General features: G+C 37.7%; 3 protein-coding genes. 2 read left to right on the top strand and 1 reads right to left on the bottom strand.

Features of this window, described 5'->3' with window-relative positions; genetic code table 11:
• Window positions 1–1,671: 1,671 nt before the first annotated feature.
• Both NFR90_RS11455 and NFR90_RS11460 read left to right on the top strand, forming a co-directional pair.
• Window positions 1,672–2,481 carry a MetQ/NlpA family ABC transporter substrate-binding protein gene (locus NFR90_RS11455; protein ID WP_251453133.1) on the top strand — a complete coding sequence of 270 codons (810 nt, stop codon included), beginning with the start codon at window positions 1,672–1,674 and terminating at the stop codon, window positions 2,479–2,481.
• Window positions 2,482–2,494: 13 nt separating this feature from the next.
• Window positions 2,495–3,283 (top strand): MetQ/NlpA family ABC transporter substrate-binding protein, encoded by a 789-nt coding sequence (locus NFR90_RS11460; RefSeq protein WP_160335861.1) that lies wholly within the window; start codon window positions 2,495–2,497, stop codon window positions 3,281–3,283.
• A gap of 58 nt (window positions 3,284–3,341) precedes the next feature.
• Here the strand turns inward: NFR90_RS11460 and NFR90_RS11725 are convergent, their stop codons facing one another.
• Entirely contained in the window at window positions 3,342–3,452 is a 111-nt protein-coding gene (locus NFR90_RS11725; protein ID WP_353889991.1) for a transposase, read from the bottom strand.

A 3,452-nucleotide genomic window follows, 5' to 3' on the forward strand; every position in this document is an offset into this window, starting at 1 on the left:
ATCCTTTTATTCCACTGAAATAAAAGGATTTTTTGTGATTTTTAAATTTTTAGTTCTCTAGTTCTGCAATTTTTCAGACCCCAAATCCAGTCGTTTTTTCTCCGCTGCTCGGCATCAGATTTTTAAATTCATCTTCGACAAAGATATCCTCCGGATACACCGGTGCAATTTTTTTAATCCAAAAAACAAAATTAAAAAAGAAGCAGATTTTATCCTCCTGATGAAATCATCGAATGATCAGACTTTACATGATGTCAAAGAAAATACTCATAAGAGCACAATTCAAAAGTCAGAAAAATTAGCACTACAAGATTTTTTAGTTCCAAAAGAGGGAAGTGGTGCCTGAAACAGATTTAATTAACTTTATATTAATTAACAATCATCAATGTTTTATAGATATTAACATTAGAAGAGAAAGAATAAACAGATAAAAGAAAAATTAAAAACAGTTTAAATAATTATTTTCATTTTAAAATTAAAACTATACAAATAATTTATTTAATCACTATTTATTTTAATTTTAATAAAAGATCAAAATAACTTAGTTAGCTTCTCTGCATATTTATTATGAATTTCTTTTTATTTAGGTATTTGAAATTTTTTAAATCCATTGCCACGATTTAAAATAAAACCTAAACGAAGCAAAAGAGTGAGCAGTTAAGACGATTGAGACAGCAAATAGCAGCCATAAGATTATGACAGAAAGCCGGCTGGGGATATCACAAAATAGTTATTCACAACGCATTGTGAATTTGCATTGAATCATATTTTTCTTTCATATTCCGTTAGTTATATACATTCGGTTAAGTATAAACACTTAAATCGACGATATAAATATGTCCTGATATATATTGTTATTTCAATCTATTAGAATGTTTATCAAGAATAAACTTTAAATTTTACTATTTTTGCTGACGGCGATTGTTAAGAAATTAAATTACATATATTCATCTAGTTATAAGTTTCCTTGAAGTATTGAAATTTCATACAGCATCTCGTACTGTATAAATAACTGTATAAATAATTTGTACAGTAGCTTTTTGACAGTCCCTCTGGAAAAGGCTCTTGAAGTGTTGGATTTCTAAATCATTGACCGATGCCTTCAAAATAAAATAAGATGAATTTTGAAAACGTAAATTAATTAAATTAAAAAAAATTAAATAAGTTGATACATAATGAATTTCTATTCTTATTATTATCAATTGATTTGTGTTCTCTACCCTATCGGAGCAGAGCTTGCCTCAATTTTCTTTCTATAGAATTAAAGCCTATATAGAAATTTGTTTTGTTTACTTCTGGATTGAAATTTGTTAGAAGTTTGTTTATTGATGTTTAACTTTTAGTTGTCTATTTTATAAATCTTGATTCATATTTTAATTAATATCTTTCTTAAATAAAAATAAGGCGGTTTACGCTTTAACTGTGTCTCTATCGAGTCTCTTTTAAAATTTTTATCGGATGTATAATGATTAGATAAATAACAGACTGATCAAATTGAATAATTTAACGAAATTTGAATGTCTCAAAATCGGGGTGATTTTACATGAGTTTTAAAAAATGAGTTCGTAAAAATTCTCTCCCGCCTTCATATATTCGTAATTTCCTTCGTATAAGATTTTTAAATGTTGTAATCATCGAAACAATTATTCATTCATCTCTGGAGAATTTGTTATGCAGCGTCGCAGTCTTATTAAAGGAGCCTTCGCAGGTTTCCTTGCCGTCTCTTCTTTATCACTTGCGGTTACGTCCTTTGCCGCCAATACCGTCACCCTCAAAGTTGGTGCTTCGCCTTTGGTTTCCGGTGACGTCCTTAACTTTGTTAAGCCTGAATTGGCTAAAAAGGGTATCGACCTGAAGATCATTGAATTTACAGACTACATTCAGCCCAACTTAGCGCTGGCCGATAAAGAAATTGATGCAAACCTCTTTCAGCACAAACCGTTCATGGAAAAATTCTGCCAGGATAGAGGACTGAAACTGACTGCGCTGCCCGGCATCTATATCGCCCCGATCGCGCTTTACTCTAAAAAGATTAAAGACGTTAAAGAAATCAAAAAAGGCGATCGCCTCACAATCCCCAATGACCCGACAAACGGCGGACGCGCCCTTCAGCTTCTTGCAGGCGCTGGACTGCTTAAACTGAAACCCGGTGTCGGTCATATGGCCACTGTTGACGATATCGTTGAAAATCCGCTGAAGCTCAAAATCATTGAAGTGGAAGCCGCAACGCTGCCTAGAACACTTGACGACGTCAGAGCCGCCGTTATTAACCAGACCTACGCGCTGCCTGCGGGACTGAATCCGCTTAAAGATTCTCTGCTTCTGGAGTCTAAAGACTCTCCTTACGCCAATATGCTTGCGATCCGTACCGGAGATGAAAAGCGCCCCGAAATTGAAACCCTCGACGCTGCGCTCCATACACCTGAGGTGAAACAGTTTATTATCGAACGCTTCAAAGGTTCTTTAATTCCTTCTTTCTAAACGGCGAACTTAAATGAAAAAACGTAATTTCCTGCTCGCATGCGGCTTTTCTCTGATTTTCGGTCTGTCTGCGGCTCAGGCGGCTGAAACACTTAAAGTAGGCGCTACTCCTGTTCCGCACGCGGATATTCTTAACGTGGTGCAGCCTATGCTGGCAAAACAGGGCGTAGATCTGAAAATCGTGGAATTCTCTGACTATGTGCAGCCGAATCTTGCGCTCTCGGATAAAGACCTCGATGCGAATTTCTTCCAGCATCTTCCTTATCTGGAAACCTTTGCTAAAGACCGCGGTCTGAAATTAATCTCCGCAGGCTCCGTTCATATCGAACCGATGGGCGTTTACTCCAAAAAAGTAAAGAATCTTGCGGATCTTAAAAAACGTGCTTCTGTTGGTATTCCCAACGATCCGACCAACGGCGGAAGAGCCCTTCAGGTGCTTGCTAGCAATGGACTGATCAAGATGAAAGAGGGCGTAGGTGTTAACGGAACTCCGCTTGATATCGTTGACAATCCTAAGAATATCCGAATCGTAGAAGTTGAAGCGGCGACACTGCCTCGCGCCTTGGACGATTTGGATGCGGCGGTGATCAATTCCAATTTTGCGCTCGGCGCGAATTTAAATCCTTCTAAGGATGCGATCGCTATTGAATCCAAAGATTCTCCGTATGCGAACGTGATCGCTGTGCGCGCGGGAGATGAAAAGAGGCCGGCAATTGAAGCACTGATGAAGTCGTTGCATTCGCCGGAAGTTAAAAAGTTTATCGAAGATAAATATAACGGCGCTGTAGTGCCCGCTTTTTAACGAATTCCGCGGAATTCCCCGTGCGTAAGCGCGGGGATGGATAGCGGCCGGCCGAATGTCAATTCGGCCGTTGATTTTTGATATATCTCTCAATAATGGCAGTTGTTGCTCCGTCTCCAACTGAAATTACACAGTAACTTTTTGTCCAAAAGCGTTTGCCCCAAAGCAT

It is taken from the genome of Parasutterella muris (assembly GCF_943193095.1).
GTDB classification, from domain to species: Bacteria; Pseudomonadota; Gammaproteobacteria; order Burkholderiales; family Burkholderiaceae_F; genus Parasutterella; species Parasutterella muris.

What these genes read in the sequence shown, in the direction of transcription:
- NFR90_RS11455 (WP_251453133.1), top strand. Translation starts at nt 1,672, where the DNA reads ATGCAGCGTCGCAGTCTTATTAAAGGAGCCTTCGCAGGTTTCCTTGCC.
- NFR90_RS11460 (WP_160335861.1), top strand. Translation starts at nt 2,495, where the DNA reads ATGAAAAAACGTAATTTCCTGCTCGCATGCGGCTTTTCTCTGATTTTC.
- NFR90_RS11725 (WP_353889991.1), bottom strand. Translation starts at nt 3,452, where the DNA reads ATGCTTTGGGGCAAACGCTTTTGGACAAAAAGTTACTGTGTAATTTCA.